This is a genomic window from Pseudoalteromonas rubra (assembly GCF_005887095.1).
Classification (GTDB): domain Bacteria; phylum Pseudomonadota; class Gammaproteobacteria; order Enterobacterales; family Alteromonadaceae; genus Pseudoalteromonas; species Pseudoalteromonas rubra_E.
In genome coordinates this window covers 312,395-325,927 of sequence record NZ_PNCI01000008.1, presented here as the reverse complement: position 1 = coordinate 325,927, position 13,533 = coordinate 312,395, and the positions used below count along the sequence as shown (strand labels likewise).

Genomic DNA, 13,533 nt, shown 5'->3' with positions numbered 1-13,533 from the left:
TTTTTTATCCTAGACGTCTTTCTGATGTGTGGGCCGATAGCCCATGTTTATCTACAAAGTTATCCACAGGCCATCCCCATTTCTTATGAGGCGTTTTGGGCTGTGTCAGACTCGTTTTATTCTCGCCCTTATGGCATGCTAACCCAGATTTAAAACTTCCAATTTTAGGATCCCAATAACTATGTCTCAGATCCCTGAAAACCCGCTGATCCTGGTCGATGGTTCGTCGTATTTGTTTCGTGCTTATCATGCGCCACCGCACCTGACCAACTCCAAAGGAGAAGCCACAGGCGCCATCTATGGTGTCATCAATATGCTGAAAAGCTTACTCAAGCAATATCAGCCCAGCCATATGGTAGTGGTGTTTGATGCCAAAGGGCCGACTTTCAGAAATGAGATGTACAGTGAATACAAAGCACATCGCCCACCGATGCCGGATGATTTGCGCACGCAGATCGCACCTATCCACGATATTATCCGCGCAATGGGATTGCCACTGGTTAGCATTGAAGGCGTCGAAGCGGATGATGTGATCGGCACTTTTTCGCGTCTGGCGTCCGAGCAACAAAGGCATGTATTGATCAGCACGGGTGATAAAGACATGGCGCAGTTGGTCAATGAGCATGTCACGCTGATCAACACGATGACCAACACCATTTTAGACCCGCAAGGCGTGGTGGATAAGTTTGGCATTGGGCCGGAGTTGATCATCGATTATCTGGCTCTGATGGGCGATAAAGTGGATAACATTCCAGGCGTACCAGGCGTTGGTGAAAAAACCGCGTTGGCTATGCTGCAGGGCCTGGGATCAATTGACGATCTCTATGCAAATCTGGATAAAATCGCTGATCTGGGCTTTCGTGGTTCCAAAACCATGGCGAAGAAGCTGGCTGAACACGAGGCACAACTGAAGTTATCCTATGAGTTGGCAACCATTAAACTGGATTGTGAGGTGGAGCAAGACCTGGAACAATTTAAGATCCAGGACATGAATAAAGATCAGTTGATCGAGCTGTATGGTCAATGTGAATTTAAGCGCTGGCTGGCAGAGCTGCTGGATGGCAAGAGCGCACCGGAAACCGCCGCAGATACCGAGCAGGAGTCGTTGGTAACGCCACCTGTTGACGTTGATTATGAGACCATTTTAGAGCGCGAACAGCTTGATCGTTGGCTCGAAAAGCTGCGCGAGGCTGAGCTGTTTGCCTTTGATACCGAAACCACCAGTCTGGACTATATGCAGGCCGAATTGGTCGGCATGAGTTTTGCGGTCGCTGCAGGTGAAGCGGCATATCTGCCACTGGGCCATGATTATATGGGAGCCCCGGAGCAGCTAGACAAACAACTGGTATTTGACCTGATAGGTCCGATCCTGGCAGATCCCAAGCATAAAAAAGTGGGGCAAAACCTGAAGTACGATAAGAGCGTGCTGGCACGCGCCGGTCTGGAGCTCAATGGCATTGCCTTTGATACTATGCTGGAATCGTACGTCTTTAACAGTGTGGGTACTCGTCATGATATGGATTCACTGGCGCTTAAATATCTGGGTCATAAAAATATCAGCTTTGAAGAGATTGCGGGTAAGGGTAAAAACCAGCTGACGTTTAATCAGATTGAACTGGATAAAGCGGCGCCGTATGCCGCGGAAGATGCCGATATCACCTTACGCTTACATCAGCATCTGTGGCCACAGTTGCAGCAGCATCCGACCTTAGCGAGTGTGTTTGAGGATATCGAGTTGCCGCTGGTCAGCGTGCTGTCTGATATTGAGCGCACCGGTGTGAAGATCGACAGTGGTATGCTGGCTCAGCAAAGTCACAGTATCGAGACGCGTCTTAAAGAGTTGGAGCATGAAGCCTTTGAGCTGGCGGGAGAAGAGTTCAATCTCAGCTCGACCAAACAGTTACAGGCAATCCTGTTTGACAAGCTGGAACTGCCGGTTTTAAAGAAAACGCCTAAAGGCGCGCCGTCTACCGCGGAAGAGGTGTTGCAGGAGCTGGCCCATGATTACCCATTACCTAAACTGATCATTGAGCATCGTGGTCTGGCTAAACTGAAATCTACCTATACCGATAAACTGCCCAAGATGGTTAACGAGCAGACCCAGCGCGTTCATACCTCGTATCATCAGGCCGTCACGGCCACTGGTCGTCTCAGCTCAACCGATCCTAACCTACAGAACATTCCGATCCGCAATGAAGCGGGACGGCGGATCCGTCAGGCCTTTGTTGCCGATCAGGATCATGTGATCATGGCGGCCGACTACAGCCAGATTGAGTTGCGGATCATGGCGCATCTGTCTCAGGATGCGGGCTTACTTAAGGCCTTTGCTGAGGGTAAAGATGTTCACAGTGCCACCGCCAGTGAAGTCTTTTCAGTGCCACTGGAAGAGGTCACCTCCGATATGCGTCGCAAGGCTAAGGCGGTCAACTTCGGACTGATCTACGGCATGAGTGCCTTTGGTCTGGCCAGACAGCTGGATATTCCGCGCCATGAAGCACAGCACTATATGGATAAATATTTCGAGCGCTTCCCGGGTGTACTGGAGTATATGGAGTCGACCCGAGAGAAAGCCGCAGAGCAGGGCTATGTTGAAACTCTGTTCGGCCGTCGTTTGTATTTGCCAGACATCAAGGCACGTAATGGCGCCCGTCGCAAGGCGGCTGAGCGCGCTGCTATCAACGCTCCGATGCAGGGCACAGCCGCAGACATCATTAAAAAGGCGATGATCAAAGTAGCCCAGTGGCTGGCGACTCTGCAGGACAGTGATATTAAACTGCTGATGCAGGTGCACGATGAACTGGTCTTTGAGGTGAAAGCCGATAAAGTGGCGCAGTTTAGCGAGCATGTCTGTCAGCTTATGAGTGACGCTGCCAAGCTGGATGTCCCCTTGCTGGTCGAAGCCGATCACGGTGAAAACTGGGAGCAGGCGCACTAGCGTAGGGAGTTTTCATCATTGATGATATAAATTCGCACAATTCATGACGCTCGATAAAAAGCCACCTCTCACAGGTGGCTTTTTGATCCTGTTGACTACCTTGAGGCTGCATAATTCTACTAATGAGCAGTACTAAGTTGGGTGGAGTTACAAGATTACTTTTCGAAATTGGTAAATATGCTCTTCAGTCTATTCACTGTTGTTCGCCATGCTGCTGTTGTAGGTTTACATATGGTGTTTTGATTTCCGAACATACCGAGCTCTTGAATAGCCTCACTTAAGTCCTTGGTTTCCAACCATTCAATAGCTACGAAGTACTCACACTTTTCCTCATCGTCAATAAAGTCTCGATGGTAATTACCTTCTGTGAGCACCTCCATAGCTGGTTTTTCGCCATCGCTGGTATTTATAGTAAACTCTGAAGCTGGAACTGCCTGACTGAGTACTTGGCCTACACCAACAAACCCCATACCTGGAACCTTTACCCAAACCCGGTTACCTGGCGATAGTAGTTGTAACGTCCTGCTATACCATGCGCCACCGCCTCCGCATATAAAACCGTAGTGTCTTGCTTCATTCCATGAGCGTGAATTGCTGTCACCAAAAGAGCAGTAAAATTCCCCATTCCAAGGTTCCGAGTTACTGGATTTAGTTGGTGAGGATGCAGATTGGGTTTCTATTGGATCTAGCAACCAAGTCCGACTGATTATTTTCTCATCACCATGTGCAAACACTTGGAAAAATAAAACATTAATGGCCAGAGAGCGGTCATTTAGATACTTTACAATGCGTTCAGTGCTAGCATCTAACTCTGCGGCGACGATAATAATCTGATGACTTTGGTTTAGCTCGTCCTCGTCGAGAGGGCGTGAAAACTTTTTCTGAAAACCTTCTGCTAGGTTGCCTCCAGAAGTAAACTTTCTATATATCGCAGCAATTTTATCGGGAGTCAAATTTTCAACCCATGAGGCATAGTCCAATGCTTGTGCCACTACGTCTCTGGGTGTTCGGTCTCTTTTGAGCTCAATCAGGACAAGAGAGGCATCTGGAGCGATTGCCAGTAGATCTAGTGGTTGCTTGTTATATGTATGTTCCTGTTGGCCAATTAGCATCCATTCATCAGAGAGCAAACGTGGTTCCTGTACAATCATTTTCTCCAAGAGCTTTTCCGTATCCAGACGACTTTCAGCGAGCTCCTCTGGCTTTTCGCTTACTCTCCATAGATTTGTTTTTACGGGCATCGTATTTTTTCTCCTTTGCAGAATTCTGCTATATCCTTAACCCAGTAGGTTTGAATTTATTATTTATATAATACAGAAAGTTTTGAACAGATCATTCTGATTTTTCTGGGCAATGTGTACGCAATCTTGATGTGTACTACAAACATCAATGTGCTCAACTTTCAACCTAGTAAAAGCATTAACCATTAGTGGTATAAATAACTAAGGATTGAAGAATATGCCAATGTCTAAGTTTGCTATGTATCTTGTTGACTCCATTGCTCCCTGCCCGAAAAAAGTGACCATTGATAGAGGGGAGGGGGTAACTCAATTTTTATCTAAGATAATCAATTCGAAGACTCTATTGTTACCGTCCGTACCAGGAAAAAAAGATGAGCCATTTGAATACACTTTTGACGAAATTGAATTCGTGTTTGAAAACGACACGTACGCAGTTTTTATTGCAACTAGTAACCAAAGAAAACTGAACATTAAACTGTATCAATACCCGAGGTGCGCAATAAAAGAGCCGTTCAACCATTTAGACCCGTCTGGGAAGTACAAAAAGAACTATGATTTTCCATGCAATGTGAGCTTGCTCGAGGGCGCGCTTTATGAGAACGGATTTCAGTGGTTTTGGGTGAGGAATGTTTACTTGGATAACTCATTGCAAACGAAGTGACAGCATCCATTATTGCAGTTAGCTAAAAGTGTTTTAGCTCCTATAAACTCTACTAATGAGCTGTACTAAATCGGGTGAAGTTACAAAAGCATTTTTGAAATTCTCACTATTTTTGTCTGTGCCTTAATCTACAAGATGTTTAACTCTCACAAATGATGAGAACTCACAGTTAAGGTTATCCGCAAAAAACACGGCTCAGGCCGTGTTTTTTATTGCCCGGATCCCAGCAATGACGGGCCCTGCAAATGTATCTGGTGTAACTCAGAGGTAAAAATGCGCAATCTGATGTTTAAAAAATATCAAATTGGCGCATAACTTGCTTTTGGCTGTTTATTTCCCCCAAGTGATTTGCTACAGTGCGCGCGTCCTCTTCCTGTAGGACATCCTGTTGATGATGTATCTCTCCTCGTGAAGATACAGTGTATTGATAGCTTCTCCCCAGATTGCTATAACGGCTCGCAATGTGAATGGTGCGAGCCGGTTTTTCCTGTCAATTTATCTTTCAATATAAGCCCATTTCTGATTATGCTGTAAGACCAGTATTAGGTGCTATGTCGTTGCATCTGCTTACAGGATACAGTTAAGATGACGACTTTCATTTTCAAGGAATACGTCATGCTTAAACCCCTTCTATTTTCAGTTCTTGGCCTGTCGGCGCAGTTCGCTCAGGCGTGGCAATTAGACAGCGCACACAGCGATGTGAGCTTTACCTCTATCAAAGCGGGCAGTGTTGCTGAAAACCATCACTTTAAACAGTTGTCTGGCACCATAAATAAAACCGGTGAGCTGGATTTAAGACTGGACCTGAGCAGCGTTGAAAGCCTGATCCCCATTCGTAATGAACGCATGCAAAAAATGCTGTTTGAGGTGGCTAAATTCCCAGAGGCTAAAATCACCGCCAATGTGAGCCAGTATCTTAAGTCGCTGAAGTCGGGTGTTCAAATTATTCGACAGGTGCCTGTTACGCTGGCACTGCATGGTCAGGTTGCAACACTGAACGTGGATCTGGTGGTAAACAAAGCCAACCAGCAACTCCAGGTGACACCATTGCGCGCCGTCCTGATCAACAGCCGCGACTTTGGGTTAGATGCGGGAATTGAAGCTCTGCGTAAGGTTGCAGGCCTGAATACCATAGCGACCGCCGTACCTGTGACTTTCAACCTGGTGTTCAGTGAGTAACATTGAAGCGCTGATCGCCCATTATGTGACGCAGCATGCGCCCACCGGGCGCTGGCAGGCGGATGAATGTGGGGTTGGCGCGTTTGCCATTGATGCACAGGGTCGCTGGTTTCATGAGGGCGCTGTGATTGGCCGTGAAGGCCTGGTGAAATTACTCGCCAGTGTATTGTGTTACGAGCAGGGTCAGTACCTGCTCAAATCTCCATCCGAGACTTGTCCGGTGGAGGTCGCAGACAGCCCGTTTGTGATAGTCGCCTGGCAGTACTGTGAGCTGGCACCCACATTGGGGCTGGGCACTACGTTAATTGCACAGGACAATCTCGGCCGCTTTTGGCCGGTGTGCAGCGAGTTTCCACTCTTGCTTAAGTCTTACCAAGGTCAGTCAGTCCCATATTTGATGCTCAACTATGGTTTGTCGGCTCGGGTTAGCCGTTCGGTCTACTATCAATGGGCTGAACTGGCACAAAGTCAGGGGGATACTTTTGTGTTAACGTCGGCAGATAAGCCGTTTGTGGTTGGCTAGGCTACGCCAAGGGGCGCAGCCTGAAGTCTATTATTCAGCAGCAGGCGTGTCCGGCTCAGCTTCTTCTTTGACATATGGTCCCAGGAACCAGTCATCCAGCTGCCAGGCCAGCTCTTTCAGACCCAGTCCTTTTAGAGAAGAAAACGCGTGTACGGTAATGTCGGCATTCAGCTCTGCCAGTGCTTTACGCACCTGTAATACTTCGGCTTTGCGCTTGCCCTGCTTGAGTTTGTCGGCTTTGGTTAACAGTGCCAGTACCGGAATATCACTGCCTGCGGCCCAGTTAATCAAATCCATATCCAAGTCTTTGAGCGGGTGGCGAATGTCCATCAATACCACGATGCCCTTCAGGCTCTGACGTTTTTGCAGATATTCGCCCAGTGATTTCTGCCATTTCTTTTTCATTTCCAGCGGCACTTTTGCAAAGCCGTACCCGGGTAAATCGATCAGTCGCTTATCATCTTCGAGAGAGAAGGTATTGATGAGCTGAGTACGGCCCGGCGTTTTACTGGTCCGTGCCAGCTTCTGATCAGTCAGGGCATTCAGTGCGCTGGATTTTCCCGCATTGGAACGTCCGGCAAACGCGACTTCAATGCCGGTATCGGCGGGTAATCGGGAAATATCAGGGGCACTCGTCACAAACTGAGCACGGTTATACGGCATGCGGGATTTTAGCACTTCGACTCCTCAAGGGGATTGATCTCATTATTGTCTATTTTATTATACTTGGTTGCTAAAGCAAAAGCCGATAAAATCTTCACCTTGGGTGAGTTTTTACGCTATGTCCTTAAAGGGAAACTTAATCCAGGTCAAATCCCTATAATTTATGGGCTTAATGTGAGCAGAAAACGTGCCAGAGAAATTAATATCGTGTAGAATGTAGCAATTGCAACGTAAAACTCGAGCCCGTTGACTTTGTCGGTGCCAATTAGTGCACAATTAGCAAGCTTGGTCAGTCGGTCTCAAATAAGATTTGCCCACGCAGTAAAAGAAACGAGGCTTTTTCGGCTGGGGTCAAAATTACAGGGTCGGAAACAGAGAATTTACCATGAAAAAAATAGCATTAACTTTAACTATGTTGCTAGGGTCCTTGTCAGCCAGCAACGTCGCGGCATTTGATGGCGATGCGCAAGCCGGTAAAGCAAAGGCAGCAACCTGTGCGGCGTGTCACGGTCCGGATGGCAATGCTCCTGTTACTATGTATCCGAAAATCGCTGGCCAGCATGCAGATTATATCTACAAGCAACTACAAGAGTTCAAGCTTGGCATGACGTCGGGTGGTAAAGAAGGTCGTATGGATCCTGTGATGAGTGGCATGGCTATGCCTTTATCGGATCAAGACATGAAAGACTTGTCTGCGTATTTTGCGTCGCTGCCAATGTCTGCAGGCACCACACCAGAAGATGTGGTTGAAGCCGGTCAAAAGCTTTACAGAGCAGGTGATGCTGAGCGTGGTATTCCGTCTTGTGCAGCGTGTCACGGTCCACGTGGTAACGGCACGTCTCTGTCTAAGTTCCCGAAAATCTCATTCCAGCACCCTGAGTATATCAAGGCGCAGCTTGAAAAATTCCGTAGCGGCGATCGTAACAACGATCCGAACGGCATGATGGGTGACATTGCGAAGAAACTGACCGATAAAGACATCGAAGTATTATCTAAATACTTGGGTGGCCTACACTAAAGTCGTATAGATACAAAACAAGCCCAGTGTAAACTCTGGGTATTGTAAAAAAGGCAGCAACAGAGCTGCCTTTTTTTGATCTTGCTTTGTAAGACATATCTCAATATTGATGTAGGATATATGCTTATAGAGACTGTAGGACTTGACTTAATTTCATCCTGTGTTAAGTTGTAACCTATTGTAATAAAATTGGTTTAATGTTGTTCTAAAATATTCAGGTAATAATTTTGTTATTGTTTAGTTGTAACTGTTTCAGATCGGCGTAGATTATTCGTTGTCGCCAGATAATACAAAAACAGGGACAATACGTAACGGAAGCGTCGGTGGCAAGATTAGGTATTCTCTTTGAATACGCAGGATGACCAAGAAAGTGTCAGGAAGACCGAAAATAAAAAATGCATTGGAAGTTTGATAACAATAACAATATGGAAAGTGTTCACGGAAGTGACAATAAAAACAAAACGGAAAATACCACAATAAAAATAATAATGACTTAAAAGTCGAAGGGAGAAGTGTCCAGTTTGTGACGCTCAGATTAGTAAGCGGTAGAGAGCAATCTCTGCCGCTTTTTTATTTGTGTGTGCATATTTGTTCACTAATTGATTGCTGTTACAATACAGTCTTTAAGGCATTTCGGTTTATCTCAGTTGCAAAATCCACAGTCATGGCGTTGCGGCCTTTGTGAAGGCGACTCACTGACGCACTACCATCAGGACAAATTCAGAGACTACTGGCAGTGTCAGCGCTGCAAGCTGGTATCTGTCTCCCCCGAGCAGCGATTAAGCGCTGAGCAGGAAAAAGCCATTTATGACAGCCATGAAAATGATCTGATGGATCCCGGCTATCGGCGCTTTCTATCCCGACTGGCTGAACCGCTGTGCAAGCGTTTACCGGCGGCTCAATCTGGCCTGGATTTTGGTTGTGGGCCGGGCCCACTGTTGGCCAAAATGCTGACCGAAGCAGGCCATCGGATGGCGCTATATGATTTATACTATGCCAATGATCCCAAAGTGCTGGATCAGCAGTATGACTTTATTACCTGTAGTGAAGTGATAGAACACCTGGCCCAGCCTGGTAAAGTGCTGCACCAGTTGCTGGCCATGCTCAAGCCTGGCGCACCATTGGCATTAATGACTAAGCTGGTAATAGATCCGGCACGTTTTGCAAACTGGCACTATAAAAACGATCAAACCCATATCGCGTTTTTTAGCCGTGAGACATTTGCCTATATTGCAGAGCAATTTAATACCCAGGTTGAAGTGATTGGTAATGATGTCATCATTTTAACTAAGCGATAGTACAGAATGAGTAAAGACTAGTATGACGAGAAAGAAGAAATCCCGTAAGGTTGGCAACATAGGTACGCCAAGGTTAAGCAAAGAGAAGCTCCAGGAGCTCAGAGCGCTCAAAGAGCAGCGCAATAAAAAGCACAAAGGTAAGAAGCCTGGTTCACGTAACGCACAAGAAGCCAAAGTCGATGAGCACAACACCACAGGGACTAAAAAGGATCCGCGTGCTGGCAGTAAAAAGCCCATAGCTCTGGTGCCGCAGCCTCAGCAGGTTAATGAACCTAAGCTAAAACGAGATCTTAAGCCTCAGGTGGAGCTGAAGAAGGTTGCGCCAGTGGCATTAACGCCGGAAGAAGAGCTGCGCCAACTGGAAAATGATGAGCGTCTGATGGCACTACTGGAGCGTCATGAGCGTGGCGAGCTATTAACGGGCAAAGATGCTAAGTACTTCAATAAGTCGGTAGCACGCCATCAGGAGTTATGTGAGTTACTGGGCATTGATGATGAGTTCGAAGAAGCTGATATGCCCCAGGAAGATGAGCTGGATCAGTGGATGAGCAACGATCTGGCAGATGAGTGGTTAACAGACGAAGACGAGGAGCGTTAAACTATGTGGATAGCCGCGATTGTGGTAGGCGCGTTGATCATCGCCGGTCTGGCATTTTACGCCGGCAAGCTGCTGTGGCAGCTGAAAGTTCAGAAAGACACGATAGCAAAATTGCAGCAGGAGCAAAAAGAGAAGCTGGCACGTTCTCGTCAGGAACGAAATGCCAAGCTGTCCGATAGTATCAACCTGATAGCCAAAGCGATGCAGCAGAAGCAGTGTGAGTACTCTGAAGGCTGTTTGCGGGTCTGGGTGCTGATGTCTCAATATAGCTTTGATGAAGAGGTAGAACTGAGTCAGAGCTATCCTGGCGTGCATGAAATGTACGAGGAAGTCAAAGAGATGCCGACCCATGACGCTCGAAAAAAATACAGCAAGAAAGAGATCTATAAGATGGATGCGCAGCGCTGGCGTGCTGAAGAGCGTCTTGAAGCGCAGATCCTGGAAGACTGCGAAAAGCTACTGAATCGTTTTAAACCGCTGCCTGGCAGCGAGAATGTGGTATTTCAGTAGCCCTACATACTCTACTGTGTGCGCCCAGCTCGCAGGGTGGCGGGTGAAAAGCCCGTCACCAGCATAGTGCCCGTTAATACCAGTACCATCCCGCCTAATGTATTGAGCCCAACCTGCTCGTCTAACACCAGATAGCCCCAGACAATCCCAAACAGGGGAATTAAGAAAGTAACTGAAAGCGCAGAAGCCGCACCTACCTCTGAAATTAATCTAAAATATAATAAGTAAGCAACGCCGGTACAGATCACGCCTAAGGCAATCACAGCAGAGATCTCCGTGCTATCTGGTACTGCCCGCATGGGTATGAAAGGGAGCAGCGGAAGTAGCCAGACGACGGCGGCCCACATGCTGCCATGGGCATTGTCAAATGCGGGGATCTGGGGCGCATTTTTAGCGTAGTTGCTCGCAACACCGTAACTGACTGCGGCAAGTACACCAGCCAGGACCGGCCAAATCAGCTTTTCTGAGATAAATGTCTGGTCCCAGCCAACTAAGATGACAACGCCGACTATCCCCAGCACCATGCCGATCAGGGACTTCACTGAAAGAGGCGTTCGATGCCAGAAAAAAGCGATCAAAGCACCCCAGATGGCAGCCGTAGCGTTCAAAATTGCCAACACAGAAACCGTGAGAGTTTGCGCCGCATAGGCAAAGAGCACGAAAGGTAGCGCTGTATTGAGTAATCCCAAAATAAAATAGTGGCGGGCGTGGGCACGAAAATGCAGATGTTGCTTCAGATACCAGGCTATTACGAACAACGCCAGTGCGGCAAAGCTCACTCTGAATTCAATTAAAAAAGCAGGGCCAAAGGTCGGCGCGGCAAGGCGCATAAACAAAAATGAACCGCCCCAGATTGCTGCCAGACAGATCAAACGTAAAAAACTGGGTAATGACATAAAGTTCTCTTTTACAGCGCCAGTCTGCGGGTGAAAGAAGTGATAGTCTTAAAGTGACCGAACAGACGCCCTGATGCAATGAGAAATAGAGTGTGGGTTCTGAAAGTGGCCAGATGAGGCCTGGGGGATAAGACACGCAGGAGCACATTGGCCCCTGCGTAAACGGGCTTACAGGCCCAGTTTCTTTTCCAGATAGTGGATGTTTGTACCACCGTTTTGGAAGTTTTCGTCCGCCAGAATTTTCTTGTGCAGCGGGGTATTGGTTTTAATACCGTCAATCACAAGTTCATTCAGAGCGTTACGTGCTCGGGCAATGGCCACGTCACGGTTTTCACCGTAAGTGATCAGTTTACCGATCATTGAGTCGTAATGCGGCGGGACTGTGTAATCAGCATAAATATGGCTGTCCCAGCGAATGCCTAACCCACCGGCCGGGTGGAAACGTGTGATCTTGCCTGGAGACGGAATGAAGCTTTCCGGATCTTCAGCATTGATACGACATTCAATAGCATGGCCGCGGATCACAACATCGTCCTGAGTGATAGACAGCGGTTGACCGGCGGCAATTTTCAGCTGCTCTTTGATTAGGTCTACGCCAGTCACCATTTCAGTTACCGGGTGCTCTACCTGGATACGCGTGTTCATCTCGATAAAGTAGAATTCACCATTTTCATACAGGAATTCAAACGTACCGGCACCACGGTAACCGATCTCGATACAGGCGCGCGTACAGCGGTCACCAATGAACTTACGCATTTCTGCGGTAATACCTGGTGCAGGCGCTTCTTCTACCACTTTTTGGTGACGACGCTGCATTGAACAGTCACGCTCGCCCAGATGGATGGCATTGCCTTGTCCGTCTGCTAAGACCTGTACTTCGATATGACGTGGGTTTTCAAGGAATTTCTCCATGTATACCATGCCATTACCAAAGAATTGCTGTGCTTCTGTTTGCGTCAGTGCAATTGAATCCAGCAGCTCTTCTTCACTACGTACAACACGCATACCGCGACCACCACCGCCACCGGCGGCTTTAATGATCACCGGGTAACCAATGCGTTTGGCAATTTGTACATTGCGCTCATTGTCGTCTGTCAGCGGGCCGTCAGAACCAGGTACACAAGGTACACCGGCTTTACGCATTGCTTCAATCGCTGACACTTTATCACCCATCAGACGAATGGTATCGCCTTTTGGACCGATAAAGATAAAGCCGCTTTGCTCAACCTGATCGGCGAAATCTGCATTTTCAGACAGGAAGCCGTAGCCCGGGTGGATAGCAACCGCATCGGTTACCTCTGCCGCAGCTATGATGCGTGGAATATCCAGGTAGCTTTCGCTGGCAGCGGGTTTACCGATACAAATGGTTTCGTCTGCAAGTAGCACGTGTTTGAGGTCACGATCGGCAGTTGAATGCACTGCAACCGTTTTAATCCCCAGCTCCTTGCAGGCACGCAATACGCGAAGCGCAATTTCGCCTCGGTTTGCAATGACTACTTTATCTAGCATAGTGTTAACCTTCCAGGGGCATTATTCAATAATGAACAGAGGTTGATCGAACTCAACCGCATCGCCATTCTCAACCAGGATCGCCTTCACAACACCGGCTTTGTCGGATTCGATTTGGTTCATCATCTTCATCGCTTCAACGATACACAGTGTGTCGCCTACGTTAACTTTTGTGCCGACTTCAACGTATGCCGCAGCTGTAGGAGAAGACGCCGAGTAGAAAGTACCAACCATAGGTGACTTCACCTGATGACCTGCTGGTGTGTTGCTTGCGGCTGGGGCTTCAGCAGCCGGTGCCGCCGCTGGGGCTGCAACGGGAGCTGGCGCCGCTGTTGGTACAGAGTACTGCTGTGGCTGAGCAATAACCGGTGCGCTGCTGTGACGATTGATGCGTACCGACTCTTCACCCTCAGTGATTTCCAGCTCAGCAATACCTGATTCTTCTACTAATTCGATAAGTTTCTTGATCTTGCGAATATCCATAACTTGACCCGCCTGTTAG

At 47.8% G+C, this 13,533-nt stretch carries 12 protein-coding genes; 7 read left to right on the top strand and 5 right to left on the bottom strand.

Going from position 1 to position 13,533, the window contains the following annotated elements; translation table 11 throughout:
* Positions 1-181: 181 nt before the first annotated feature.
* Positions 182-2,935, top strand: a complete 2,754-nt coding sequence (polA, locus tag CWB99_RS04810; RefSeq protein ID WP_138550836.1) for a DNA polymerase I — start codon at positions 182-184, stop codon at positions 2,933-2,935.
* Positions 2,936-3,090: 155 nt separating this feature from the next.
* On the opposite strand, the gene CWB99_RS04805 is transcribed toward polA, so the two are convergent.
* Positions 3,091-4,176 carry a nuclease gene (locus CWB99_RS04805; RefSeq protein WP_138550835.1) on the bottom strand — a complete coding sequence of 362 codons (1,086 nt, stop codon included), beginning with the start codon at positions 4,174-4,176 and terminating at the stop codon, positions 3,091-3,093.
* A 1,276-nt stretch (positions 4,177-5,452) separates the two neighbouring features.
* Here CWB99_RS04805 and CWB99_RS04800 point away from each other — a divergent pair.
* Positions 5,453-6,016, top strand: a complete 564-nt coding sequence (locus CWB99_RS04800; RefSeq protein WP_138550834.1) for a YceI family protein — start codon at positions 5,453-5,455, stop codon at positions 6,014-6,016.
* Positions 6,009-6,539, top strand: coding sequence for a DUF1285 domain-containing protein (locus CWB99_RS04795; RefSeq protein WP_138550833.1), 531 nt, complete (start codon positions 6,009-6,011; stop codon positions 6,537-6,539). The genes CWB99_RS04800 and CWB99_RS04795 overlap by 8 nt, the downstream gene beginning before the upstream one ends.
* A 30-nt stretch (positions 6,540-6,569) precedes the next feature.
* Here the strand turns inward: CWB99_RS04795 and yihA are convergent, their stop codons facing one another.
* Positions 6,570-7,217 (bottom strand): ribosome biogenesis GTP-binding protein YihA/YsxC, encoded by a 648-nt coding sequence (gene yihA, locus CWB99_RS04790; RefSeq protein WP_138550832.1) that lies wholly within the window; start codon positions 7,215-7,217, stop codon positions 6,570-6,572.
* Between the two features lie 370 nt (positions 7,218-7,587).
* On the opposite strand from yihA, the gene CWB99_RS04785 reads away from it, so the two are divergent.
* The 4 genes from CWB99_RS04785 (at position 7,588) to CWB99_RS04770 (ending at position 10,626) form a co-directional block, all read left to right on the top strand.
* Complete coding sequence (locus tag CWB99_RS04785; protein ID WP_138545219.1) at positions 7,588-8,220, top strand: c-type cytochrome; 633 nt, start codon at positions 7,588-7,590, stop codon at positions 8,218-8,220.
* A gap of 647 nt (positions 8,221-8,867) precedes the next feature.
* The gene (locus CWB99_RS04780; RefSeq protein WP_138550831.1) at positions 8,868-9,518 is read left to right on the top strand and encodes a class I SAM-dependent methyltransferase; all 651 of its coding nucleotides are present in this window, start codon (positions 8,868-8,870) and stop codon (positions 9,516-9,518) included.
* 22 nt (positions 9,519-9,540) lie between these two features.
* Positions 9,541-10,116 carry a Der GTPase-activating protein YihI gene (gene yihI / locus CWB99_RS04775; protein ID WP_138550830.1) on the top strand — a complete coding sequence of 192 codons (576 nt, stop codon included), beginning with the start codon at positions 9,541-9,543 and terminating at the stop codon, positions 10,114-10,116.
* Positions 10,117-10,119: 3 nt separating this feature from the next.
* A complete protein-coding gene (locus CWB99_RS04770; RefSeq protein ID WP_138550829.1) occupies positions 10,120-10,626 on the top strand; it encodes a DUF2489 domain-containing protein in 507 nt (168 codons plus the stop codon).
* A gap of 11 nt (positions 10,627-10,637) precedes the next feature.
* Here CWB99_RS04770 and CWB99_RS04765 read toward each other — a convergent pair whose 3' ends face one another.
* From CWB99_RS04765 to accB, 3 genes are all read right to left on the bottom strand, one after another.
* Positions 10,638-11,522, bottom strand: coding sequence for a DMT family transporter (locus tag CWB99_RS04765; RefSeq protein WP_138550828.1), 885 nt, complete (start codon positions 11,520-11,522; stop codon positions 10,638-10,640).
* Between the two features lie 168 nt (positions 11,523-11,690).
* Positions 11,691-13,031, bottom strand: a complete 1,341-nt coding sequence (gene accC / locus CWB99_RS04760; RefSeq protein ID WP_058796541.1) for an acetyl-CoA carboxylase biotin carboxylase subunit — start codon at positions 13,029-13,031, stop codon at positions 11,691-11,693.
* A gap of 21 nt (positions 13,032-13,052) precedes the next feature.
* The gene (gene accB, locus CWB99_RS04755; protein ID WP_138550827.1) at positions 13,053-13,514 is read right to left on the bottom strand and encodes an acetyl-CoA carboxylase biotin carboxyl carrier protein; all 462 of its coding nucleotides are present in this window, start codon (positions 13,512-13,514) and stop codon (positions 13,053-13,055) included.
* Positions 13,515-13,533 lie beyond the last annotated feature (19 nt).